Origin of the sequence: Dechloromonas denitrificans, assembly GCF_001551835.1 — a bacterium.
In the GTDB taxonomy this organism is placed as follows: Bacteria; Pseudomonadota; Gammaproteobacteria; order Burkholderiales; family Rhodocyclaceae; genus Azonexus; species Azonexus denitrificans.
This window is the reverse complement of record NZ_LODL01000019.1, coordinates 237,859-261,865: the sequence shown is the minus strand read 5'-3', so window position 1 is coordinate 261,865 and position 24,007 is coordinate 237,859. Positions and strand designations below refer to the sequence as shown.

The window sequence follows — 24,007 nt, the reverse complement described above, 5'->3', positions numbered from 1 at the left end:
TTTCAGGGGGCGCGCTTGTCGCTTTCGCTGAAGTTGTAGAGGTGCGTGTTGTCCGCAGTCTCGCCGATTCTTGTGCCCTTGGGCTTGAACAGCAGGTGCCGGCGATACTTGGCGCTGTCCGACTTGGCGCTGCGTTTGGCTAGTTCGGCGGCGCCTGGATAGGGCATCGGGTTCTTGCTTTTCTCGGTCGCCAGCAGCTTGGTCCGCTCGTTCAGGAGCACGCTGTATTTGCCCATGTTATAGAGCAGGTACATCGCGTAGAGATTGTCGAAATCCTCGTACGCGCCCTGTTCCCGGCGGAAATCGCGGGACAGCACCGAGGGAAATCGGTTGGGCAGGTCCTTGAACATCACCTGTTCCTCCTCGTGCGGGTCGATGTAGGTCGAGGCACCGTATTTCTTGTAAAGCACTACGTCCATGCCAAAGCCGCGTTTGTGCCATTCTTCAATCAGTTTCATCGCCATTTCGGTGGGGATATTGGCATTGGCTGCCGCAACGACCCGGACTCGGGAGAAGAGTCTTACGCCGCTGATTTCCAGATCCTGGTAACCGGCGCCGAACTTGAAGGCAACGCCGATGGTCTTGGCACAGTTGAGGTGCATGTAGTCGTACTTGATTTCCCGGTCGTGATATTCGGTGTTGCTGGACTGTTGGTGATAGTCGTCGTTGATGCGATTGAAGTAGGCGACCAAGGCTTCCTTCTCGTTGGCCGGTACGCCGTAGACGCGAACGCCGATGACCGAACGTTTGTAGATTTCGCCAAAATCGAGTCCGAACGATGCCGTGTCATCGAGCGAGGAGGTTGTCTTGAACAGGTATTCCTTTTTCGGAATGCCGACCATCAGGTCTTTGGTGTAGAAGCCAGTCGCATGTTTGTCGGTGCGATCGGCATAGAAGTTGGCTGAATAGACCAAGTCGTCGCCCGGAACGCCATCCCGGATGGCCAGGGCGAGATGGCCAGCCGAGCCGCCTTTGGAGGTGCCGAAGCTGATCAGCAATTCCAGATCGTAAGGATCCTTGCGCAGAAATCTGCTGATTTGGTCGATATTGGCCGGTTCCGGCCCATCTTTGCTGCCGAAATCGGCGGCCGGCGTTGCCGCCGGCAGAAAAAAGGATGCTACGAGCAGCCAAAGCGGGAGTCTCAGCCTCATGTTTCCTCATTATGGCGATTGTTTGGAACTTGATGGCCGCAAGCAGCTAGAGCAAAGCGATATGCCTGCGTTGCCGCTGCCATGCCTACTCCGGAAATCATAGCGCGTATCGGCTGATCGCTTCCGCCCGGCCTGGAAGAAAAACCGGCAGTGAGCAGCAGCGCCGCCGCTACCGCCCGGCCAGCACTAGTTCTTCAGGGCGGTAGTCAGGGAATCGACTTCTTCGGCCGAGTCGGCCAGGATGGCGCTCAGCATTTCCTGGCCGACCAGCAGATCGATATCGGCCGTCATGCCGTGCCGGCTCATGCCATCCAGTTCGGCCAGCGGACTTTCGCAGGGCGCGAGCTGGTCGGCGAGCAGCAGCGTGTCACCGAGTGAGGTGGCGGGCATCGCCAGGTAGCCATCCCACAGCTTTTCGATGGCGCCAAGAATGTTGGCCGGGACGCCCAAGGCCTGCAAGACTTTGCGCCCGACCTCGGCTTCGCCTGTGCCGGACCATTGCTCAAGGTTGCTGTCGAGCAAGCCCGGAAAATCTGCCGCCCGGGCAATCAGATAGAAACCGCCGACTTCATGGACAATGCCGGCGAAGAAGGCGGCCTCCGGGTCCTGCTGGGTGACGCGGCGGGCAATCACCCGGGCCAGCGCGGCGACATGGGCGGTGTGTTCCCAGAGACGACCGGCCAGCGCCCGGTGTTCCGAAGACGGTGACATTTCCTGCATCTGGCGGATGATCACCGCGCTGACCAGCGAGCGCAATGTATTGAAGCCGAGACGGGAAACGGCGCTGCGCACGTCGCTGATGGCCCGGCCGGAAGGGTTGTAGGCCACCGAGTTGGCGATGCCTACCACCTTGGCCGACAGTATCGGTTCGGCCGAGATCAGCTTGCTCAACTGGTCGACTGAACAGTCAGGGTCGTCCAGTGCGCGCTGAACGCGCAGCGCGATCCGGGCGTGGGTCGGAAAGACCATTTCACCGCGGGCGGCATCGGCCGCAATTGTCTCCAGCACAGTCTGAACATCCATCGGGCTTACCTTTCTCAGAGTCCTCTGCCGTAGCTGACAATTGCTGCCGGGATTTGCTCGAGCGGCAGGATTTGCTCCGCCGCCCCGAGCTTGATCGCTTCCTTAGGCATGCCGAAGACGACGCAACTTGCCTCGTCCTGGGCAATGGTTTTTGCCCCGGCTTCGCGCATTTCCTTCAGGCCGCGCGCGCCATCGTCACCCATGCCGGTCATGATGATGCCGAGGGCGTTCGCGCCGGCAAACTTGGCCACCGAGCGGAAGAGGACATCCACCGAGGGCTTGTGGCGATTGACCAGCGGTCCGTCAGTGACATCGACCACGTACTGGGCGCCGTTGCGCTTCAGCATCATGTGGCGCCCACCAGGGGCGATCAGGGCCCGGCCCGGGATGACGCGATCGCCGTGTTTTGCTTCGCGGACCTCGATCTGGCAAAGGTTGTGCAAACGTTCGGCAAACATCGCAGTGAATTTTTCCGGCATGTGCTGGACGATGACGATACCCAGCGCGGTGGCCGGCAGCTTGGTCAGCACCGCTTCGAGGGCCTGCGTGCCGCCAGTCGAGGTGCCGATGGCCACTACCTGGTCGGTGGTCCGCTCCAGCGCCCGGTTGCCACTGGCGCTGAGCATGACGTCGGCCGACAGCTTGGGGCGATTGAGGGGCGGGCTGCTGGTGCTGCGCAAGGCCTGCATGTTGGCTCGCGCTGCACTACGCACGGCTTGCACGATGTCGTTCGAGGAGTCTTCGAGAAAGCTCTTCAGCCCGAGCTTGGGTTTGGTGATGATCGAGACGGCACCGGCTCCCAGCGCCTCGAAGCTTGCCTGGGCGCCCTTTTCGGCGAGCGAGGAGCAGACGACGACCGGCGTCGGCCGCTCGGCCATGATTTTCTTCAGGAAGGAGATGCCGTCCATGCGCGGCATTTCGATATCGATGACCAGCACGTCGGGCCACTGCGCCTTCATTTTCTGCAACGCAAAGAGCGGGTCCGATGCCGTGCCGATCACTTCGATGCCGGGGGCGCTGGTCAGCGCCTGCGCGACGACCTGGCGCACCAGGGCCGAGTCGTCCACGATCATTACCTTGATGTTGTCAGCCATGGGCAGTCTTTATCTGAGCGTCCGAACCATCGGGAAAGGCCAGCCAGACATCGCCGCTCCAGACATCGAAATGAAGTTTGCGCCGGCCGCTGCCGCCGACGTGTTCGGCGAGCAGCGCGATATGGCGCGACGCCAGCAGTTGCCGCCCGTGTGCGACATTTCGGGGGCCAATCTCCAGTTGACCGCCGGAAGGGCCGCTCAGCATGTTGCCGCCACCGAACAGCTTGGCCTGATATTCGCCAGGACGGGTGCCGGCCGCTTCGACGTGCTGCAGGAAAAGCTCGAACGCCTCGCTGCCGAAACGGCCGTCCAGAGGCGTGTTGGCGGATCGTTTCCGTTCCGTCAGCATGTAGTGGCACATGCCGCCGATGCGCCGGCGCGGGTGCCACAGGGTAATCGAAACGCAGGAGCCGAGCAGGGTCGAGATGCGTGTATTGCCATGGCCAAAGTGAAACTCGCCGGGGTTGAGAAAGATCTCGTCGATATCCTGGGCTGCGGTGTTCATGGTTTGCGATAAATGGTCGGGAGAACCGCATCGACCCGGTCGGTGATGCCATTGAGCGTTTCTGAATGGCCGATGATCAGGTGGCCGCCGGACTTCAGGCGGGGCAGCAGATTGTGCACCACTTTCGCTTTCGTCGGCGGATCGAAATAGATCATCACATTGCGCAGAAAAATCACCTCGAACTCGCCGATTTCGGCATCGACCGGATTCATCAGGTTGATCTGGTAAAAATTCGTTTTCTTGCGCAGTTCCGGTGCCACGAGGAAGGTGCCGGCATGCGAGCGGACGCCTTTCAGGCAGTACTTGCTCATGTAGCCGGGCGGAATGCCTTCGGTGCGGGCGACGGAATAATGTCCGGTCGCCGCCTTGGCCAGGACCTGGGTGCTGATGTCCGAACCGACGACTTCCCATGGGGTGTTCGGCAGATTCTCGGCCAGTACCATGGCCAGCGTGTAGACCTCTTCGCCGCTCGAACAGGCCGCGCTCCAGACGCGGAAGGGCGCCGGGCTCTTCCGTTTGCGGATGATTTCGTCGCGCAGGAAGTCGAAGTGCTTGGGTTCGCGAAAAAAATAGGTTTCGTTGGTGGTCAGCAGGTCGACCATGGTCTGCATTTCTTCGGCATGCTCGCCGGTGGCCAGCATGCGGTAGTACTGGCTGAAACTGCTCAGTTCGTACGCCTTGAGCCGGCGCGTCAGGCGCCCGACGAGCAAGACTTTCTTGGCATCGCTCAGACTGATGCCGGCAATCTTGTAGATCAGCCGCTGGAAGAGGGCGAATTCCTGATCGGTGATGGGACTGGGTTCGGCCATCAGAACAACTCTATTTTCTTGTCGGTGGTTTTCGGTTTCTGTGCCAGCGTCGCGGCGTAGCTTTGTTCCTCGCGGGCGATCGTTTCGGCGGTGGCCATGTTGGTTACCATGCGCCGACAAAAGGCATCGCCGCTGGCCGGCAGAAACAGTACCTTGCGCGACCAGGGGCCGAGAAAGTCGGAGGCGAGCAGCGGAATTTCCTCGCGCGCCAGCCATTCCTTGGTGAACTCGGCATTGCGCAGACCGATGCTCATCGACGGTCCGGCCGTATTGATGATCGTGCCGCCGCCGAAGGCCTTGGCCTGCAACCTGGCCTTTTTCGCACCGCGCTGGAGCAGGGCATTGAGCAGCGCTTCCATGGCGTAGGAACCGGAGAGCAGGGAATCGACGTCGTCGTTGCTGCCGCGGCGGATGCTCGGCAGCATGAAGTGGTTCAGTCCGCCGACCCGCGCCTGCGGGTCGAACAGGCAGACCGCGACGCAGGAGCCAAGCAGCGTGGCCAGTGGCCGTTCCGGCTCAAGCGCCCAGGCTCCCGGGTGGATCACGCGGGCCAGGCGTTCGATTTCCTGGGTGGGTAGCTGGCTATAGTCCATGGCTTGGTCGATGCTGGAACCCTGAGCGGCGGTCCGGCGGGTTCCGGGGGGCACGAATCATCGCATGTTCCTGGCTCAATAACGCTCGAAGTCGCCGTCGTTGATCTGGACTGCAGTGCTACGCGTCGCGGGACGCGGCTTGCTGCCGGTCGTGCGGGCGGCCGGCTGGGCGAAGCTGCGGGCCGTGTTGCGGCCACTGTCATCGAGGCGGAAGAAGGTCATCGTCTGCTGCAACTGCTCGGCCTGAGAGCCAAGTTCCTCGGCGGTCGCCGCCAGTTCCTCGGAAGCCGAGGCATTCTGCTGCGTGGCCTGGTTCAGCTGGCCCATGGCGCCGTTGATCTGGGCGACACCGCTCGACTGCTCGGACGAGGCCGAGGCGATTTCCTGGACCAGGTCGGACGTCTTGCGGATGGTCGGCACCATCTCGGTGAGCAGGGTGCCGGCGCGTTCGGCCTGCTTGACCGAGGAAGAGGCGAGATCGCCGATTTCCTGAGCAGCGACCTGCGAACGCTCGGCCAGTTTGCGGACCTCGGCGGCGACCACGGCGAAGCCCTTGCCATGATCGCCGGCGCGGGCCGCTTCGATGGCCGCATTGAGGGCCAGCAGGTTGGTCTGGTAGGCGATGTCGTCGATGATGCCAATCTTGCTGGCGATGCTCTTCATGTCATCAACCGTCTTGCTGACCGCAGCGCCGCCCTCGGCGGCTTCGGTCGCGGCCTTGGCGGCCATGCCGTCGGTAACACGGGCATTCTCGGTGTTCTGGGAAATGGATGCGGTCATCTGCTCCATCGAGGAAGTGGTTTCCTCGACCGAGGCCGCCTGTTCGCTGGAGGATTGCGACAGCGACTGGGCGGTGGCCGAGACCTGGCCGGCGGCATTGGTCAGGTTGTCGGCGGCGGTGCGCACTTCACCGATGATCTGCGTCAGTCGGCCGATCATGTTCTGCATGGCATTCATCAGGTGACCGACTTCATCCTTGCTGTCCGAATCCAGCTTGACCGTCAGGTCGCCCTCAGCCAAACGGCCGGCCGCTTCGACGGCGCGGTTGATAGGGACGGTGATTGAGCGGGTAACCCAGATGGCGAAGGCGAGCGCCAGCAGGATGGCGGCACCAGCCATGACGAGGATCAGGTTTTTTGCGCTGGTGGCGGCTTCGGCCGCAAATTTGCCGCTTTGGGACATCAAATCGGTCTGGTAGCTGATCAATTTGGTGATCGCATCCAGATAGTCGCCTTGGGATTTTCGCATGCTGCCGAACAGGATGCTCTGCGCTTCGTCGCGCTTGCCGCCGGCGATCAGTTCGCGGATCTTGTTCAGGTCGGTGACATAGGCCTTGCGGGCTTCACCGACGCTGGCCAGGAAGCGCCGGCCTTCGTTGGAGGTTACGCTCTTGTCCAACTTGTCGAGGCGGTCACTGATGATCTTGCTGGATTCCGGAATACGGTCGAGTTGGGCCTGTGCTTCCTCCGGTTTGCTGAGCATGATGGCGTTGCGCAGGGCGCGGGCAACCAGGTTGACCTGATCGATAATGTCATTGGCCAGGACTGTCTTTGGGAACTTGTCCTCGACCAGATCGTGAATCTCGTCGTTGAGGCTGCCGATGCGCAGGAAGGAGATGGTGGCGATGACGATCAACAGGGTCAGCACAAAGCCGAAGCCAAGGCCGAGGCGGACGCCGATTTTCAGGTTCTTGAACATTTTTTTCCTCGTATCAATGCTGGGTGAACTGGTTGCTGGTCAGTGCTGCCGGCGCGGCGTGGCTGCGGCCGGGCAACAGATGCTGCTCGTTGTGGGTGACGGCCTGGACAAGGGCGGCAACGTCAAGAATCAATGCCACCTCGCCACTGCCGAGGATGGTCGAGCCACCAATGCCGCGCAGATGGCGGAACATGGCGCCCAAGGGCTTGATGACTGTCTGGAACTCGCCCATCAGTTGATCGACGACGATCCCGGCTCGCTGTCCGGCAAACTGGATGACGACGATGCTCTCGCGGGGCGGTGCGTCGCCTGGAATTTCGAAGAGTTCGCGCAGGCGAATGAAAGGCAAGGCCTCGCCGCGCAGGTTCATGAAATTGCGATCGGTGGGCAGGTTCTTGAGTTCGATGCACTCGACCACCGTATCGAGCGGAATGACGTAGGCCGCCTTGTCCACGCCGACCAGGAAACCGTCGATGATGGCCAGGGTCAGCGGCAGGCGGATGGTGAAGGTGGTGCCTTCGCCTTCGACCGAGGCGACATCGACGGCGCCGCGCAGGGCCTGGATGTTGCGGCGGACGACGTCCATCCCGACGCCGCGGCCGGAGAGATTGGAGACTTTCTCCACCGTTGAGAAACCGGGTTCGAAGATCAGGTTGACGATCTCGGCTTCGGAGAGCGTCTCGCCGGCCTGGATGATGCCGCGTTCGAGCGCCTTGGCGGTGATCTTTTCCTTGTTCAGGCCGCCGCCGTCGTCCGATATTTCGATGACGATGCTGCCTGAGTCGTGATAGGCGTTCAGCGCAACCCGGCCGCTGGCCGGCTTGCCGCGCTCCAGGCGCAGGGCGGTCGGCTCGATGCCGTGATCGAGCGAATTTCTGACCAGATGCATCAGCGGGTCGCCGATCTTTTCGACGACGGTCTTGTCGAGTTCCGTTTCGGCACCGCTGATCACCAGGTCGATTTCCTTGCCCAACTCCTTGGAAACGTCGCGCACGACGCGGTTGAAGCGGGTAAAGGTGTCGCCGATCTGGACCATGCGCAGTTGCAGCGCCGAATCGCGGATATTTTCGACGAGGCGGGAAAGGACCGAGGTGGCCTCGACCAGGTCGACCTGCTTGCTCTTCTGGGCGAGCAGGTTGGCCGAGGCGCCGGCGATGACCAGTTCGCCGACCAGGTCGATCAACTGGTCGAGCTTGTCGGCCTGGACCCGGACCAGGCGAGCGTCCTTGGCCTTCTTGTCATTGACCTGGGCTTGTTTGACGACCGCCGCATCGACGATTTCCTTGTGCACCACCTTGTGGTCGACGAGGATCTGACCGAGTTGGGAGGCGGCTGTTGCATCGCCTGACTGAGCATGTTCGACCGCGGACTTCTGGTCACTCAGGCCCTGGTCGACTTCGGCTTGGGTCAGCGCGCCGCAACGGACCAGAATTTCACCGAGACGCATGGTGTCTTCCGGCAATTCCTGGATGTGCTTGATGTACTCGGATAGCTTGCTGTTCGGCGGCAGGATGCGCAGGTCGCAATCTTCGCGGACAAAATCGAAGACACGTTCGATGTCCGCCTTCGAGCTGCGGGTCTGCAGCTGGATTTCAAAGCCGATATAGCAGGATTCCGGGTCCATCTCTGCGGCCGGCGGCATGGCATCGGTAATCGTCTGGATGCCGAGGATCTCGCCCAGCGAGGCCAGGTAGCGGATGAAGGAGAGCGGGTCCATGCCGCCGCGCAGCACGTTTTCGCCAAAGCGCACGGAAATGTGCCAGCTGTCGGTGAGAACGACGCCGCCACCGGAGCTTTCGACTTCGACCGTCGGATCATGGAGGGTCAATTCCGAATTGGCCGGGGTCTCGGCGGGCTGGCCGATGCGGTCGAGGAAGCCCTTGAGGCGTTCGGTCAGGGCGTCGCCTTTGCCCTGGAGGTCGGCGTCCGGGGCCTCGGCTTCGGCGGCCAGCACGTCGATCAGGCTGACCATGTGGTCGCAGCATTCGAGCAGTAGCGTGGCGAGTGGCGGGCTGACGGCGAGTTCGTTGTTGCGCAGGGCGTCGAGCAGGTTTTCGACCCGGTGCGTGAATGCTTCGATGAAATGGCACTCGATGACGCCGGAGCCACCCTTGATGGTATGCGCCGCCCGGAAAATGCCATTGATGTTGTCGTGATCGTCCGGGTTCTGCTCAAGCTGCAGCAGGCCGGCTTCCATGTCGGCCAGCTGTTCGCGGCTTTCCTGGATGAAGACGCTGGTAATCTCGTCCATGTCGTTTTCTCCGCTTTCTCAGGAGGCTTCGTGCGCCGGAATGACCAGCGGGTCGCCAAATTCGGCCGCCATGTTGCAGAAATCGATTACCGAACTGACGGCCTGGCTGTGGGCAACGATGCGCAAGCGCTTGCAGGCCCGTTGCGATTCCTTTTTGAGCAGGACGAGCAACTGGAGGCCGGCGGTGTCCATTTCTGCGACCTGGGCGAGATTCAGTTCCAGCTCATCGGTCGCTGCCAGCGCATCGAGCAGCATCTGTTTCTGCTCAAGGGCGTGATAGATGGTCAGATCTTCGGAAATGGAAAGTAATTGGCTGGAAGGCATGGGGCTGGCCCTTAAAACAATTCGATGCGGGATTGGGCCGGTGCTGCCGTTGCCGTTTCCCGTTTTAGCGAATTTTGATGGGTGGACCGCTGGCTTTCCATGACGTAGCGGCTGTAGAGCGCTTCCAGATGCTGGGCGATCGGCGTGTAGACAAAATGGGCGTCGTCATAGGCCTTCAGGCGATCGGCCAGCAAGGCGGCATGCTCGTCGAGCTGAGTCAGGGCCTGCATCACATGTTCGATCTGCTGCCGGCTGACATCCTGGAACTGAACGCTGGCCTGGGCTTCCATGAACATGGTGGCGAGTTGCCGACTGCTGTCGCTGACCTCGGAGAGGACGCCGGCTTCGTGCCGCATCAGGTCCTCGTAGCTTTGGCCCATCTCGTTGAGCTGGCTGGAAAAGAACTCCAGCAGTTGTTTTTCCTTGGCCAGATTGACATTCGACAGCTTGTCCTGGAACTGGGTCTCGATATGCTCGGCAACCGATGAAATGCCCTGACTGATCTTGACGACGGCGGTTTCCGTCTCGCTGGACAGTTTGCGCACTTCGTCGGCGACCACGGCAAAACCGCGACCGGCCTCGCCGGCCCGCGCCGCCTCGATGGCGGCATTGAGCGCCAGCAGGTTGGTCTGGCCGGCGACGTGCTTGATCAGATTGACCAGCGATTCGAGCGAGCGGGCCTCCTGGACGACCTGCGTCACCCTGGCCTGGTCCTGCTCGGCTTCCTGCAGGCGTTGCTGAACGTAACCGTCCATTCTCGAGACAATGGTCTGGTTTTGCGCGATGCGGGCTTCCGAGTCGCGGACCAGTTGGGTGGTTTCGTCGGCGGTCGTATTGACGAAGCGATCGAGCTTGGTGATCACGGCATCGACGGTCTGCAGGCGCTCGACGATGTCGTAGGCGGCCTTCTCGGTGTCGTCGATGACGCTTTTCAGCTGGCCGCGCACCACTTCGTTGAAATCATGGACCTGCTTCAGTTCTCCCGAAATCTCGTCGGCCACCTTGCCGAAGGTTTCCTGCTTGCCTTCGCCCGTCTCGGCGACCACATTCAGGCCGAGCATGGAGTCCTTGTAGATGGCGATCGAGACCAGGCGTTGGGCAATGAAAGCGACCATCAGAATGAAGACAACCCCAATTGCATCTGCCATCGGCGCCGGATTGAATGTGCTGTGGAACCAGTCATGCATGAAGTAGACGGTCGTCGCCGCACCCAGCGCGACCAGCAGGGAAACGATCAGCGTTCGTTGCAGGAGTTTGGCGAAATCCATGGTCTTAGCGCACTACCAGCTTGATGGTGTTGAGCAGTTCATCCGCCGTCGCCGGCTTGACGATCCAGCCCGAAGCGCCGGCTGCCTTGGCTTCCAGCTTTCTCGACTGCTGCGATTCGGTGGTCAGGAAGAGAATGGGCACGAACTTGTAGGCGGGCAGTTTGCGGACTTCCTTGATCAGTTCGATGCCGTTCATGCCCGGCATGTTGAGGTCGGTGATCAGGAGGTCGATCTTGATCCCGGTCCGCAGCTTGCGCAGAGCCTCTTCCGCATTGGCGGCTTTTTCGGTGGCATAGCCGGCCTTGGTCAGGATGTTGGAAATGCTGAGGAGGATGGTGGCAGAGTCGTCGACGAGAAAGATTGTTTTCATGATTTTGCGAATTTTCGTATTTATTGTGAGGCTGTTTGCCGAAAACGCTACTTATAATCGTTTTGGCCGGCTTCTGGTAGACACGTGTCAAAATTGATTTATATCAATAATGAGGCTCCTGGTGGTGATCGTGCCCAGGCTTTGGCCGGGATGTGCTTGATTGCCATGGACTTAAGCCGCCAAAAGCATCGGACCAGCCGCCTTGCAACCCGCTTTCGTCCAACCAGCCTGGCCCGGTAAGGGCCGATTTCGGCTGTGGCGACTCCTTGGCTTTGCGGCCGCCAGCAATTCGGCGAAGGGCGGCTCGCTTCTATCCTGCGGAAAAGAGGAGAAATATCCACCAGCGGGCGTCCCAACGGGTCAATTTGTATGGCGTATGCTAAACGATTCAAACCCTTGCGCCAACATATGCTTGGCGAGGATTGGCGATTGTTCGTCAAGCCTGATTTTTGCCTCTGCTGGCGGTTGACCGCAGGGCCGGGCGGTCTTGCCGATGGTGTGAGCTAGCCGGGCGCTCAGGTTTTTTTCTGGTTTTGGTTGGCGCCAGATCATTGAATCTGATCGGTTTTTTTTCTTCAAGGCGCCCATTTTTGCCGGCGGGAAGCGGCGCAAACCATTACACTCTCGTCTTTGCGGGGCCGATCGGCATTCGTCCGCTTTTCTTTTGGCCGCCTGCCGCGGTCAATCAGCCGCCTCGCCTCATTTCACTGCTTTTCAAAGGTTACCCGATGCACCCCGTTCACGATGTTGATGCCCTTCTCTTACTAGCCATGATGCTTTCTGCCAAACGGCGGCCGGCGGAGCTGGTCGAGGTCGTCGCGGCGGCCGATCTGATTCAGGGCAATGTGCCCGCCGAACAAAAGCTGGTCGAGGCCTTCGAACGCCTGGGCGTCCATGGTTTGCTGGCTGAGGCGGAAGGCGGTTACACGCTGACGCCGGCGGCGCAGGAAATCGTTGCCACAAAGTCGAGAAAGGCGGATATGTCCGAGCGCGTCTTTACTATCAAGGACAAGTTGTCGGTTTACGAAGCCAAGGGCGAGTCCGCTCCAGTTTGCGTGACGCTTGAGCAGGTGACGACAGCCATTCTGGCGCATCGGGCTACAGAAAAGGCGACGGTCAAGAACCTGCTGGTCGCCAAGCCCAAGCCGGAAGGCGGGACCAACCGCCCCGGCCAGCGCCAGCGCAAGCCGATGCCGGCCAAGAAGCGCAAGCTTTGAGTTCGCCGATGAGCGATTTGCCCACTGCCAGCATGCCTGCGGTCGACGCCGCCGGACAGCCATTTTCCGAACTGCCGCTGGCTCCGGCCATGCTGGCGACGCTGGAACAGCTCGAATACCGGACGATGACGCCGATCCAGGCGGCCAGCCTGCCGATTGCGCTGGCCGGCCACGATTTGATCGCGCAGGCCAAGACCGGCAGCGGCAAGACCGCCGCCTTCGGCCTGGCGCTGCTCAGCCGCCTGAATCCGCAAAGTTTTGCCGTGCAGGCCATGGTTTTGTGCCCGACGCGCGAACTGGCCGACCAGGTGAAGCAGGAAATCCGCCGGCTCGCCCGCTTCCAGGAAAACATCAAGGTACTGCCGCTGTGCGGCGGTTCGGCGATGCGCAACCAGATTACCAGCCTGGAAAACGGCGTCCATATCGTCGTCGGCACGCCGGGCCGGATCATGGATCACATGGAACGTGGCACGATCAAGCTCGACGAACTGAACACGCTGGTGCTCGACGAAGCAGACCGCATGCTCGACATGGGTTTCCACGACGACATCGCCTACGTCGCCAAGCGCTGCCCGAAGGAACGGCAGACGCTGCTCTTCTCGGCGACCTACCCGGAAGGCATCGCCCAGCTCGCCAAACAGTTCCTGCGCCAGCCGCAGGAAGTGAAGCTGCTCGAACAGCACGCCGAGAGCAAGATTCGCCAGCGTTTCTACGAAGTCGAGCACAAGGATCGCCTGCCGGCCGTGGCGACGCTGCTCAAGCATTACCGCCCGGTCAGCACGCTGGCTTTCTGCAATACCAAGCAGCAATGCCGCGACCTGATGGAAGTGCTGCGCGGGCAGGGCATCCAGTCGCTGACGCTGAACGGCGACCTGGAACAGCGCGAGCGCGACCAGGTGCTGATCCAGTTCGCCAATCGCAGCATCTCGGTGCTGGTGGCGACCGACGTCGCGGCGCGTGGCCTCGATATCGACCAGCTGGAAGCGGTGATCAATGTCGACGTGACGCCAGACCCGGAAATCCACATCCACCGCATCGGCCGCACCGGTCGCGGCGATGAGGAGGGCTGGGCGCTCAGCCTGTGCAGTTCCGGCGACCGCCGCCGGGTCGCCGCCATCGCCCAGGCGATGAACTGCCAGTTGCCGGTGCACCAACTGAGCGAACTGGAAGCCAAGGACGAGGCGCCGCTGGTGCCGCCGATGTCCACGCTGCAGATTCTCGGCGGCCGCAAGGACAAGATCCGCCCCGGCGACGTGCTCGGCGCGCTGACCGGCGAAGCGGGCTTCACCCGCGAGCAGATTGGCAAGATCACTGTCACCGACCAGAGCACCTATGTCGCCGTCGCCCGCAGCATCGCCCGCGAGGCGGTGCGCAAGCTGTCGGCCGGCAAGGTCAAGGGCAAGACGGTGAAGGTGCGCGCCCTGTAGGGGTGCGCTCGGGCATCCCGCGGCGGCGGGGTGCCTGTTTCCCGGCGCGACCGGGAAAATCAGTCGTCGGTTTTTGGGCTTGGGGGCAGGTCGACCGCCGGACTCGACCACAAGGCCTCGCCGCCCGCCGCCAGATGGGTCAGATAGACGCGCAGGTCAAATTCCAACTGGTGATAGTCCGCTGCCATGTGGCAACACAGCTGGTAGAAGGCTTTGTCATGCTCACGCTCCTTCAGGTGGGCGAGTTCATGAACGACGATCATGCGCAGGAATTCTTCGGGCATCTCGCGGAAGAGGGCGGCGACATGGATCTCCCGCTTGTTCTTCAGCTTGCCGCCCTGTACCCGCACAATGCTGGTGTGCGTCCCCAGCGCCTGGCGCAAGTCGCGCAGCTTGGCATCAAACCCCACCTTGCTCGGCTGCGGCGCATTGCGCATGTGCTGGTTCTTGAACGCCTGCACATAGTCATAAAGCGCCTTGTCGCTCCGCACTTCATGCGCCAGCGGATATTTCCTCAGCAGAACCTCGCCCAGCCGCTTCTCCTTGATCAACCGCCATACTGGTTCAGTCAGGGAGGATGGGTAGTTGGCCAGATAATCAGGAGGAGGTTTGGGCCGCATGGGGTGATGCTTGGGAAAATGAATCGGGATTTTACTGTCAGGGGAAGCGTGTTCGACAGCAGGTTTTGCGAGTCCTGCCTGGACGCTAGGTGAGGCAGTGATAGGGGCGATGGTAACGCGTCGCTAACAAGCGCCGGACGGTGAATGCTACGGTCGGCCGGAAACAAGGCCAAAAATTGAAATGGCCGGGCTCAGCCATATTTCCATGCGAAATGCCTAAGTATCAGAAAAACGCTCTATTGCGCACCGGGCCGCAAACGAATGCTGCCGACAATCGCATCCCACCAAGCCAGCGACTCTTTTTCCGATAGTGAAGGGTCGATGTAGTTCCCCTTTTTGTCTTGCCTGCCCATGGACATACTGATAGCAATGACGGGCCGGCTTAACGATGAAGGCTCGGTAATGAGGGTTTCCGCAACGAAATGGCGCTGTACCTTCCCCTCCTGCTTGCCGGCATCCAGCAGTTCCTCACCCGGCCGGCCGGCCATCTGGCGTTTTCCCTTGCGCAGCGTAGTAGAGCTGAAATCCAGTGCGCGCAACAAACCTGCCTTGCCCGAAACACGCTTGAGCAAACCGCCATCTCCCTTTTCAGTCAGGGAGTTCATGTCGATATCGATCCCGACATCGGGATGTTTTTCACTGTAGAAGTACAAGGAGTAGATTTCGCCGTCCTGCTTGTCGTCGACCGCCAGCGTTCCCAGGCAGCCGCCGCGCCCGGCTTGCTCGGGTGAGGCGATATAGCGGGTGTTTCCGGCGATGCGAGTGAGTTGAGATTCGAAGAAAGACAGGGGGCGACTGTCGATCTTGTCCGAATATTTCTCATTTTGGAGACGGGCAACCGCTTCACCGCGCTGCGCAAATAGATGCAGTTTCAATGAGTCAACGGAACGCATGCCATCGTATGCTTCAACCAATATCGAATCCCGATCCACCTCTTTTACGGCAGCCAGCATGTTCTTGGATGGGGATTTGAAATGTTCGCTATTCTCCAACTCTGCTTTTTCGGCCGCCACCAGGCGAGCCAGACTCGGCGACTCACCCCGCTGGCGGTGATTCTGGATTTCGACCGCATCAAAATTCTTGTCCAGCCCGAAGTACAGGGTCAGATAGCTGCCGGTGGTCATGTTGAATTCTTCGGGGAGATCAATCAGGTAGCGACCGATACAATGGGTTTGCATTTTGGGGAGCTCGATTTTGTCTTTCATGAAGAATCCTTTTCCTGCATGGGCGGTTGCGGCAATGGCGATCAGCAGGGCGGCGGTCAGCGCGCCGGTGATGGTCTGCGCTTTTTTCATGCGGGCACCTTGGCCGATCCTGCTATCTTGTTGATCGAGAACAGGCTGGCCTGCTGCACGTCGGTGTTCTTGTAAGCCGGTTCATGACCAAAACCGGTCATCCTGAACTGTTGCCGAACATGGCTCTTGCTTTCCTTCAGGGGGGCTGCACCGGAGCTTTGCGGCACCGTGCCGTCGCCTTTACCGTCCTGCAACAGGCAGTGTAGTTCCCAGTGACTGGTTTGATAGACGTAGGGTGTGCCATGCCCGTAGGTCGGCGTCATTTCAGGGCGACCGCCGACGTATTCCGGCGTGCTGCCTTCCCCACGAATGCCGCCATGCGGCAAAGAGGGGACATCACCCAAAGAGGGGCCGGCCCCACCGCGCGGCGTCAAGCCCTTCTTGACGCGCCAGACGACTTTCTCAAAGCTCGGCTGTTCGGTATCAGTACCATAAATAACATAGGTGCTGGGGTGATATAGACCAATCAAGTCGACATGAAAGCTCTCAGCCAGCGTTACGTTGAGGTTGTTGATGCCGAGGTGAGTGATGTCGGTGGCGGTGTAACGGTGTTCGGTATCCGGCTTGGCCGGGTCGAGGGCCAGGCCGATGATGTGAAAGGCGGTGCTGAGGCGCAGGCTGCGCACGGTGCCCCGACCTAGCCAGGTGCGGTCATGGGCTTCGCGGAGGTTCAAGCTGGGAATTTCGGGGTTTCTACGGTCAATCGGAAATTATGGCTGAAATATTGAAATGCCCAGATAAGTACCTCCACGTTAATCGTTACCCTTGAATACAGTCCTGAATTTCAGAATACCAATGCTGTTCATCTGATATTCATCCATTCCCATGTCGATGAACCCAGCCATGGAGTCGTGGATATATCGATCAAAGAAAACATCCATCTCAGCCGTCACCGAACCGGTGTCGATGCGTTTAGCTACACGGATGGCATGTTGTTCTGAAAAACTAGGCGGCAACCCGGCAGCCTTGAGCATTTTTTCATGCAGCTCCGCAGATTTGACGGGATCAAAGTCAGTAGACAAGGCGACCTGATCACGTACGGAATGCGGCTTTCCCGGATCTAGTGCTGGCGTCAAGGAACTGAGGCGGCGAATAAAACAGTTTTGTGTGGATCGTAGATAGACCTGATCCTTGGTCGAAGTAGTGGTATACGGTGGGCGCTGGAAAAAGGCATTACGGTGCTTGAAGCGATAGCTGAAGTAATACGCCATATGTTTTCGCCCCAAATCCTCGACTGGCCCCGCACCGATTTTGGCCGCCTGGATATAGGCGTTGAAATCGGCGATGGCCGCTGCCGAAGGCGTGAGATCCTTCCTGAAACGATCCTCCAGTTGATGCTCCCACTCCTTCAAGGGCACCCCAGCATCGATTGCCTCCTCATACATTCTTTTGCCGGGAATAATGGACATGAAGGCATCTGGCGCCGGCGAAACACCCAGAGCTCTGGGGGCATAGCCACCACCAACATCGGAGTGAGCGCCGGGATACATTACTTCTATCGCATTCGCTGGGTAATCGGATTTGACGCGCACTGAGTCGAGAGGAAAACAGGCACGGACTTCGTGCCCGGCTACAAAATGCACGCAACGCTCGACAGCCGGATTGATTTCCAGCGTGTTGTCTGCCCAGCCTTGGTGGCCGGCCAGCGTACCAGAGTCCGAGAGGTTCGCTAGCCCCACCGAGGCCACCGTGTCGAAAATGCCGAGAAACTGTAACCGAATGGGAATGCCGGCAAATGTCCAGCCTCCGCCCTCCTGCTTGCAAACCTCAAACAACCAATTAACAAAAACCCGAGCCTCTGCCGCGCCACGCGAAAAGCCGAAGACCGAGACATTGATCTGTTCGACGGCCGGCTTGCGATCTTTCAGCGCTGCTGCGAGCTTATCTTGCCATGTGCGAAGTGCCATACGTCGCTGCGCAGCTGGAGAGCCGGAACTTGCCAAGGTGTTGGCGATGTTTGCTGCCGCGTCACCCAATATCAGGTGTGCGCCCGTGACATAGATATGCGGCGAGTTCAGCAGCTGGAGTAGCCCCCAGATAATGCGAGCCTCTCCCCGCTCGCCGCCGATGGCACCCCGGTTTTTCTTAAAAAGGTAAGTATTGTCGTCGCCAATTTGTGGAAATTTTGTACCGACACCAGGAATGTAGTGGCGAAAGTAACCTTTTTTTCGTTCATCACGGAAAGTATGAAACAACCGCACTACATTGCTGTGTTTGCGTTCCTCGACTGTTCGTGGCTCCACATAGTCTGCATCCAGATTGTTGCCAGTGCCATCGAAAAACAGGCCAACAAAGACCTGCCCGGAACAGGTGGGGGTATTGTCTTTGGGTACCGTGCAGGCAGCCGCCTTGGCGCGTTGCATGGCTTCCCGCGCAGAAAGCTTGCGGTGGCCCGATTCGGGAAAGGGTGCAGGGGAAATCGTTGCCATGGCTATTTGCCTTTTGGGGATTTGTCGCTATCGGGATGAGGAAATGGATGCCCCTCGTACCCGGCTGCATATTTATGCACTAGCACCTTTACCTCATCACCCGGAAAGATGTGAATAAAGAATGTTCCCAGCTCACCCTCATACTTTGGTACCTCTACCGTCCGTTCTTTCCATGGCGATTCCTTCGTTGCTGGCACGCCATCAATAAATTGTCGCGTGCCGTCTGGGTTGAATATCGGAATATCGTCTTCTTGCCATTTAATCGTCGCCATCAATCCCTGGCGCCAACGTTTGGGCAAAACGACACAGCACACCCCGCCGCCTTCTCCGTGGGCAGAAGCATTCAAAATTCCACCTTCGCCGTTAATGACGATGGAAACAATGCTCTCATCCGTATGGTTGTATGCCCCGTAGCTCACCGCGACGGTTTCATCCCAGGAACAGGCCGCCAGCGCGAACCCTATCAAACATGCCAATAACCAGTCCTTGGTTGATTGAATCTGTTTGCTCATGAAAATCCTTTGTCTTCCATAAATTCTGCCAATGCATCTTCGATGCCTTTTTCGCCCCAAGTTTTCTCTGATAGCCAAGTCGAAATCTCAGGGGCATTTAATAGTCGCCCATCCGTAAATAGTGCCGCTACACCTAATGCGTATTGATCAGTTGTCCCGAATACACTTTGCTCCGAACAAAGCGTCAGTACTTGTTCAAGTATCTCGTAGTTGGCATATCCGTCACGCACTGCAAGCAGTTCCGGAAAGTAGTTGCCCATGTAATCCGCCATTGCATCAACTTCCCCTGCCCGAAGTAACTTAGCCAAGCAGTAGTTGTCGATTTTCAAGGGGTCATTGTTTTGCTCTGGCAATAGCGGCAATGGCAAGTCCCGCAACTTACCATCGCGCTCAATGGACCACCACGCGGTTGCGTTGGCAGCCAGGCGCTTCCAAATCTTTTCCTGACTGGCGAGTGTAGGCAGCACCCGTGTATCGGCAAAACGCAGCAGGTAACGCTCTTGGTCTTCTGTTTCAACTTCAAGCAGGCTTTGCCAGCTGACGCGTAGATCGCTTGCCGGCAATTTCGAACCAATAAAACTGAGCATTGGGCGAGCTTGGCAATGGTGCAGCAAGCGCGACAATTGGTGCTGCAATTGATCTGAGTTGCCGGTCGGCAACGCATACAGGACCGGTGAAACACCAGATAGCGCTGCTAGCTGGCCTTGGGAATACAAGGCCAATCCTTCATTTCCGGTTACGCGAAGCGCTTTTCCCTCGTGATCGAATGCAGTATCGACCAAGGCATACCACTTTTCCCCGGAGGCATTCACTATCTGTCTGGCCAGATCTGCTAGCAATGCCGGTAAATCGTGCGGTCTCACTGCGTAGTACGTCATATTGATTATCAGACTTTGGACAGAGCAGAACCGCTGTTCATCGCTTTCAGGAGGCATTTGATACACACATTCTGCGGGAACGTCGGTAACGCATAACTCTGCTTCTCTGGACCGGTAAAACTCTTCTTACTCGCATGCACCGTAATCGTTCCCGGGCACTGCACGGTGATGCCGCCATCGATGGTGATGCTCGCCCCGCCGGCGACGGCGAGGTGGATTTTCTTCGCCGCAGCAAAGTCGATGTGCTGCGTGGCGGAGACCAGTTTCACGTCCTTCCTGGCCAGGAACTTCATCTCGTCGCTCTGTGCCTGCAGGTCGATGTCGTCCCGGGCGGCGATCAGTTTGAGACCGGTGTTGCCGTCGCCCGCCTTGATCGCGCCGGCGAGCAGGCCGATGGCCTGGCCGCTGTGGATTCTCGTCCGGCCGGCGATGGCGAAATTGCTGTCCTCGCCGCTGGCGAAAGTCAGGGTTTCACCAGTGGCGTATTGCAGATTCTTGCCGGCGACATGCGCGATGCCGGCCTTGCCGGCCTGGATGATGGCTGGGTCGGTCAGGTGCGGCAGTTTGCCTTGGCCGGTGGTGGAATTCTTCTGCTGGGCGTCGTCTACCGCAGCACTTTCATGGTGCGCATCGACCATGCCGCTGGCGACGATCTGCAATGCCTTGAGCGGTGCCGCCTGGTCGTCGATGATGCTCTGGTCGCTGCCGGTGCTGCCAATCGCGCCGGCCAGCTGGACGGTTTGGTGGGTGGCCGCCGCCTTCGACAAGCTGCGGGCCGGCATATCGACCTGCTTGATCAGCGCTATATCGCCAGCGCCGGCATCCGGCGTGGTCGACCAGGTGGACATCGCCACGCAGCGCCCAAGCCAGATGCAGCGACGGGCTTGGCCGGCTTTCAGGGCGAACCGGTGACTAAAAGCCAAGTGCGGCGGTCGACCAGCAATCTTGGTGAAAAATGAAATTTGCACTCGGTGGGCAACAGGTAAGTCATTGCCTCTTTAGCTCTTGTCAAAAACTACCCGCTGCCGGATATGCCCTTCGCTTTCTCGCCGTGTCGAAGTCATTATTTTGACAACGCCGCCAGTTGCAGCACCTTCAGTATCCAGGATGTCGCCAACATCACTATCCCGCATTACTGGGAAGCTGCCCGGCTTTTGGGCATCCTCCTTGAGAATGCGCTCTTCGAATGGATTGAGTTTCTGTCCACGTCGTTTCTTCTCTTTTGCGAGTTTGATTTTTTCTGCCTTGTCGTAATCAGTGACCGGCCCGGCAAGGTAAAAGGATGCGTGGGAGTCGTGGATGTGTTCATCAAAAAACAAATGAACCGACGGCGGAACTTGATCTGCCTGTTTGGCTTCCTCAAGTGCCTCCTTATCCAACTCGGTCGGCATGTTGTAGGGCATTTGCGAGCGCGAACGCTTGTCGTTGGCAGGCAAGCTATCCAACCAGCGTTTGCGCTTCATTGCCCGTTCCATATCCTTTTGGAAATCCAGTTCGCTGGCGTAGAGGTCTTCCTTGTCTTGCGCATCGGCTTTCTGGTAGCTGCTTAGTTCCTTGAACTTGGGAGCTGCCTTAACCCGCCAGCGCCAGTACATCCGCATGTGTTTGTGCAGAAGGGTTTCGACGGCAGCGGCGGAGGCTTTCGACCAGATGGCATAGTCCCGAAAACGGGTAGCGAGGGTTGGGGAAACATTTAGATCGTATACAACGTCGGCCTTATTTTCCGACTCAAGTGTTGCAATATCCGACAACGGAACCCCAGATTTCCTCGCCTCCAGATACATATTCACGAGTGGCACTTGCGAAACCAGCAGGGTCCTACTGCCAACGGCCTTACCCTGCGAACCGGGACCATAGCCGCCACCAACGTCCGAATGCGCGCCGGGGTAGACGACCTCTAGGCAGTTGGCTGGATAGCTCTTGCCGTGGCGAGCGGTCGACACTGGGAAAGATTTTCGGATTTCGTGGGCAGCGACGTAATGCACACAGCGCTCAACCGCTTCGGGGATTTCCATGGTGCCATCCGCCCAGTCCATTAAACCATCACCGCCAATCGGTGAGGAATCAGCCAGACCAACGGAAGCAACGGTATCGAACAGGCCGACAAACTGAAAGCGGATCGGAATGCCGCAAAAGGTATAGCCACCATCCTTTTTCTTGCAGCATTCGAGTATCCAGTTGCAATAGGCCCTGGCCTCTGCCGCTCCGCGCGAGAACCCAAAAACCGACACATTGATCAATACGGGTTTGGGCTTGGGGTCTTTACCCAGCGACTGCTTCAGTCGTGACTCTAGCCTTTGAAAATAGCTCCGACGCTTGCCGGAGAACAGGGTCCAGCCGTTTTTGAGAACATCGGGGTTGTTCACAGAGGATCGGGCTTCATCATCTGGAACCAGCAATGTCTTATGCACCGCTCGGTTAACGGCGTTATAAAGCTGGATCATGGCCCAATGAAGGCGTGCCTCACCACCTTTAGCCATTGATTTCCCATCTGAGCTTTCAGTCTTTTCGCCTATTTTCTCAAACTCTGTACCTACACCGGGGATGTAATACGGAAAATAGCCGTTGTTTCGATCATCCCTAAACGCATCATGCAAAACCGCGACGTTTGAGTGGCTACGCTTGTTCGGGTCTGTGACTTTCTCCTGATCGCGCTTCTTGTTGTTGTTCGTGCCATCGAAGAATATGCCAACCCAAATGGTTTGCTGACAACTGGGCTGCTTGTTGTCAGCCAGGCAGCCATAGGCGGCGGTGCGTTGAGCCTGCTCCCTGGCAGAAAGTGGACGTAATCCGGGCAAGCTGGTTGGTGGCGTTTGAACAGTCATTTTTTTATCAACCTTTGAAACTCTTCTTCAGTCAGCGGGTGTGGCCCTATGTCTCCAAATTTGGAAGGGTGATCGAGATGGCCAATATCCATATTGCTCACGTAAACCTGGATTTCATCATGTGGCAGAAACACAACCTGAGTCATTCCGGGCTCAACATATGCCTCGATGGGAACCATTTTTTTGAGGGTTTTCATGGGCCAAGAGCCAGACACAGCATTTTCATGGCTACATTGTGGGGATTTTGGAACACCGCAATCGCTCCGCCGCCACTCAATCGTCACCTCAAGCTTGTCATGCCATTTCCTCGGAATTTTGACGCAACACACCTGGCCGCCCCCCGAGCCGATACCCACGCCACCACCCCAAGATCCATCGACAAAATATTCCTGTATGCCTTCCGACGAGAAGTTGTAGGCGGACAAGGAGCTAACTGCTGTGTTGTCGACTGGCGGAGGCGTGAAACTCGAATCGCACCCGGCAAGCACCATGAAAAAAGCGAGGGGTAGCCGGCGCGCCAATATGGTTTTCAAGGTATTGGAATAGGTTTTCATGCGTATTTTCTATTGCTTCCAGGCTTCCAGGCTTCCAGGCTTCCAGGCTTCCAGGCTTCAAGGCGTCAATCTGCTCCCAAATGCTGTCATCCCAGGTCTTTAAAACTTCGGAGAAACGGCCTTGTTGGTTGCGAATGTTTTCCCAGCTCTGAGCAAGACAAGGTAATTGGTAAAAGGTCTCTGATGAACTCCAGGCAATTGCAACAAACTGGAGTTGGTCTGGCGCATCGATCACCCCGCGTTCCCGTCCCGCCTCAAGCAAACTCAACAAACGTCGGTGAATATCGAATGGCGTTGTTTCAGGAATAATTTCAGGTGACGATTGGCGCAGCATGCTAAAGATCAGATCTGCTTCGGCAGCCTGCATCAATGAGGAAAATTGCTGGTCGTCGAAAGATAGAGGTGGCAATGGGACATCGTTGACTGCCTTGGTCGCCGCAAAGTTTTTTTGACTTAGCGCGCCTTCCCGGTTGAACCAAGCCCAACGACGAATGGTTCCTCCGATCATCGCTGTTTGATCTTCTGTCAACGTATCGAGGAGTACCGGAAGAATCCGCGTATCAGTGTAGCGGCAATACATTTGCATGCCATCAGCTATTTCAGCTTCGGCCAGCCAGATCAGAGATTGAAGTTGGGGAATGCCTTCAGATGCGAGAAGCTCCACGAAAGATAACGCTGGCACACCATCGGATGTGCTGAGAAAACTTTGCATTTTTTCCGCAGGAAGCCGATCCAGAGGGATCAGGCGAGGGCCAAGTTCTTCGTATGCTGCGTAGCGACTGGTTTCAAGTATCTGGATTCCCAGAGACGTATGCCGTTCCATACGAGCCAGCATTTTTGTGTCGAGCATACTCATGTCGGCTATTGCAAATCGCCTGTAGTTTTGTGGCGAGGGAACTTCCAGCCAGGCCGCCAGTTCACCGGCAAGCCCGGCCGCATGTTGATTTTGAAGAAATGACTTCAAGCCCTTTTCCTCATTGTGCTGCGGCAAATGGAGAGGCTGCTTTCATCGCCGCCAGTAAACACTCTTTGCACACGCTTGCAGGAAATTTCGGTAATCCGTAATTCTGCTGTGCCGGCCCGCTAAACGACTTCTTACTCGCATGCACCGTAATCGTCCCCGGACACTGCACGGTGATGCCGCCATCGATGGTGATGCTCGCG

25 protein-coding genes are annotated in these 24,007 nt (G+C 58.3%); 2 read left to right on the top strand and 23 right to left on the bottom strand.

Translation table 11 applies throughout. The annotated features are described in order from the left end of the window. Positions 1-2: 2 nt before the first annotated feature. From AT959_RS09020 to AT959_RS21385, 12 genes are all read right to left on the bottom strand, one after another. Positions 3-1,151: a hypothetical protein gene (locus AT959_RS09020; protein WP_205629877.1), complete on the bottom strand. Its 1,149-nt coding sequence runs from the start codon at positions 1,149-1,151 to the stop codon at positions 3-5. A 186-nt stretch (positions 1,152-1,337) separates the two neighbouring features. Continuing rightward, positions 1,338-2,174 carry an HDOD domain-containing protein gene (locus AT959_RS09015; protein ID WP_066882652.1) on the bottom strand — a complete coding sequence of 279 codons (837 nt, stop codon included), beginning with the start codon at positions 2,172-2,174 and terminating at the stop codon, positions 1,338-1,340. A 14-nt stretch (positions 2,175-2,188) separates the two neighbouring features. Continuing rightward, positions 2,189-3,268, bottom strand: a complete 1,080-nt coding sequence (locus tag AT959_RS09010; protein ID WP_066882651.1) for a protein-glutamate methylesterase/protein-glutamine glutaminase — start codon at positions 3,266-3,268, stop codon at positions 2,189-2,191. After that, complete coding sequence (locus AT959_RS09005; RefSeq protein WP_066882650.1) at positions 3,261-3,773, bottom strand: chemotaxis protein CheD; 513 nt, start codon at positions 3,771-3,773, stop codon at positions 3,261-3,263. Before AT959_RS09005 ends, AT959_RS09010 begins: the two co-directional genes overlap by 8 nt. Next, complete coding sequence (locus tag AT959_RS09000; protein ID WP_066882649.1) at positions 3,770-4,582, bottom strand: CheR family methyltransferase; 813 nt, start codon at positions 4,580-4,582, stop codon at positions 3,770-3,772. Before AT959_RS09000 ends, AT959_RS09005 begins: the two co-directional genes overlap by 4 nt. Next, entirely contained in the window at positions 4,582-5,229 is a 648-nt protein-coding gene (locus AT959_RS08995) for a chemotaxis protein CheD (protein ID WP_240481797.1), read from the bottom strand. Before AT959_RS08995 ends, AT959_RS09000 begins: the two co-directional genes overlap by 1 nt. A 21-nt stretch (positions 5,230-5,250) precedes the next feature. After that, positions 5,251-6,873, bottom strand: a complete 1,623-nt coding sequence (locus AT959_RS08990; protein ID WP_066882647.1) for a methyl-accepting chemotaxis protein — start codon at positions 6,871-6,873, stop codon at positions 5,251-5,253. A 13-nt stretch (positions 6,874-6,886) separates the two neighbouring features. Beyond that, positions 6,887-9,124 (bottom strand): chemotaxis protein CheA, encoded by a 2,238-nt coding sequence (locus tag AT959_RS08985; protein ID WP_066882646.1) that lies wholly within the window; start codon positions 9,122-9,124, stop codon positions 6,887-6,889. Between the two features lie 18 nt (positions 9,125-9,142). Then, positions 9,143-9,448 carry an STAS domain-containing protein gene (locus AT959_RS08980; RefSeq protein ID WP_066882645.1) on the bottom strand — a complete coding sequence of 102 codons (306 nt, stop codon included), beginning with the start codon at positions 9,446-9,448 and terminating at the stop codon, positions 9,143-9,145. Positions 9,449-9,459: 11 nt separating this feature from the next. Further along, on the bottom strand, positions 9,460-10,716 hold the full coding sequence (locus AT959_RS08975; protein ID WP_066882644.1) for a methyl-accepting chemotaxis protein: 1,257 nt from the start codon (positions 10,714-10,716) through the stop codon (positions 9,460-9,462). 4 nt (positions 10,717-10,720) lie between these two features. Further along, positions 10,721-11,086 (bottom strand): response regulator, encoded by a 366-nt coding sequence (locus tag AT959_RS08970; protein ID WP_066882643.1) that lies wholly within the window; start codon positions 11,084-11,086, stop codon positions 10,721-10,723. Between the two features lie 360 nt (positions 11,087-11,446). Then, positions 11,447-11,638 (bottom strand): hypothetical protein, encoded by a 192-nt coding sequence (locus AT959_RS21385; RefSeq protein ID WP_169795461.1) that lies wholly within the window; start codon positions 11,636-11,638, stop codon positions 11,447-11,449. Between AT959_RS21385 and AT959_RS08965 the strand changes: the two genes are divergently transcribed. Both AT959_RS08965 and dbpA read left to right on the top strand, forming a co-directional pair. Beyond that, positions 11,638-12,303, top strand: a complete 666-nt coding sequence (locus AT959_RS08965) for a hypothetical protein (RefSeq protein WP_240481796.1) — start codon at positions 11,638-11,640, stop codon at positions 12,301-12,303. The two genes, AT959_RS21385 and AT959_RS08965, sit on opposite strands and share 1 nt — an antisense overlap. A gap of 8 nt (positions 12,304-12,311) precedes the next feature. Beyond that, positions 12,312-13,730 (top strand): ATP-dependent RNA helicase DbpA, encoded by a 1,419-nt coding sequence (dbpA, locus tag AT959_RS08960; protein WP_066882642.1) that lies wholly within the window; start codon positions 12,312-12,314, stop codon positions 13,728-13,730. A gap of 59 nt (positions 13,731-13,789) precedes the next feature. On the opposite strand, the gene AT959_RS08955 is transcribed toward dbpA, so the two are convergent. The 11 genes from AT959_RS08955 to AT959_RS21600 form a co-directional block, all read right to left on the bottom strand. Next, complete coding sequence (locus AT959_RS08955) at positions 13,790-14,350, bottom strand: YgjP-like metallopeptidase domain-containing protein (RefSeq protein WP_066882641.1); 561 nt, start codon at positions 14,348-14,350, stop codon at positions 13,790-13,792. Between the two features lie 236 nt (positions 14,351-14,586). Then, the gene (locus AT959_RS08950; RefSeq protein WP_066882640.1) at positions 14,587-15,645 is read right to left on the bottom strand and encodes a T6SS immunity protein Tli4 family protein; all 1,059 of its coding nucleotides are present in this window, start codon (positions 15,643-15,645) and stop codon (positions 14,587-14,589) included. Further along, a complete protein-coding gene (locus AT959_RS08945; protein WP_066882639.1) occupies positions 15,642-16,319 on the bottom strand; it encodes a hypothetical protein in 678 nt (225 codons plus the stop codon). Before AT959_RS08945 ends, AT959_RS08950 begins: the two co-directional genes overlap by 4 nt. A 78-nt stretch (positions 16,320-16,397) precedes the next feature. After that, positions 16,398-18,074: a T6SS phospholipase effector Tle1-like catalytic domain-containing protein gene (locus AT959_RS08940; RefSeq protein WP_205629876.1), complete on the bottom strand. Its 1,677-nt coding sequence runs from the start codon at positions 18,072-18,074 to the stop codon at positions 16,398-16,400. Positions 18,075-18,076: 2 nt separating this feature from the next. Continuing rightward, complete coding sequence (locus AT959_RS08935) at positions 18,077-18,586, bottom strand: DUF3304 domain-containing protein (protein WP_066882638.1); 510 nt, start codon at positions 18,584-18,586, stop codon at positions 18,077-18,079. Further along, entirely contained in the window at positions 18,583-19,464 is an 882-nt protein-coding gene (locus AT959_RS08930) for a DUF4123 domain-containing protein (protein ID WP_066882637.1), read from the bottom strand. The genes AT959_RS08935 and AT959_RS08930 overlap by 4 nt, the downstream gene beginning before the upstream one ends. An 8-nt stretch (positions 19,465-19,472) precedes the next feature. Continuing rightward, complete coding sequence (locus tag AT959_RS08925; protein WP_083518347.1) at positions 19,473-20,312, bottom strand: DUF2345 domain-containing protein; 840 nt, start codon at positions 20,310-20,312, stop codon at positions 19,473-19,475. 150 nt (positions 20,313-20,462) lie between these two features. Then, entirely contained in the window at positions 20,463-22,289 is a 1,827-nt protein-coding gene (locus AT959_RS08920) for a T6SS phospholipase effector Tle1-like catalytic domain-containing protein (protein WP_066882635.1), read from the bottom strand. Then, on the bottom strand, positions 22,286-22,714 hold the full coding sequence (locus AT959_RS20490) for a DUF3304 domain-containing protein (protein ID WP_169795460.1): 429 nt from the start codon (positions 22,712-22,714) through the stop codon (positions 22,286-22,288). Before AT959_RS20490 ends, AT959_RS08920 begins: the two co-directional genes overlap by 4 nt. 4 nt (positions 22,715-22,718) lie before the next feature. Next, on the bottom strand, positions 22,719-23,807 hold the full coding sequence (locus AT959_RS08910) for a DUF4123 domain-containing protein (RefSeq protein ID WP_066882633.1): 1,089 nt from the start codon (positions 23,805-23,807) through the stop codon (positions 22,719-22,721). 10 nt (positions 23,808-23,817) lie between these two features. Next, positions 23,818-24,007: hypothetical protein (locus AT959_RS21600; RefSeq protein ID WP_205629875.1), on the bottom strand; the 190-nt coding region annotated here is incomplete at its 5' end.